At 36.1% G+C, this 302-nt stretch carries 1 protein-coding gene; it reads right to left on the reverse strand.

The features are described from left to right. Nucleotides 1–271 (reverse strand): Crp/Fnr family transcriptional regulator (locus tag HC175_RS22795; protein ID WP_235942735.1); only part of this gene is annotated, 271 nt, incomplete at its 3' end. Between the last annotated feature and the right edge of the window lie 31 nt (nt 272–302).

The following is a 302-nucleotide window of genomic DNA, read 5'->3' on the forward strand; positions in this document are numbered from 1 at the left end:
CTTCCAATCTCTTTTGTGCTTTTTCCAATCGCACTTCCAGTAACTGAGAAAATTTTATATTTAAAGATGGACACTTCATCAACAGTTCTCTAAAATTTCCCTGTTCCATTACACAATAGGTGGCTTCCTCTTCTACTATGGCCGCTTCTTTCCTCTTACTACTTTTGGTTATTGAAGATTCTCCAAATATTTCTCCTTTCTCAAGAATGGCCAACAAAAAATTTTCCCCGGTGGAGGTAAATCTTTCAATGCTGATCTTTCCTTCTTTCAAAAAATATACACTGTTTGCTGAATCATTCTGG

The organism is Salinimicrobium oceani, from assembly GCF_012037645.1.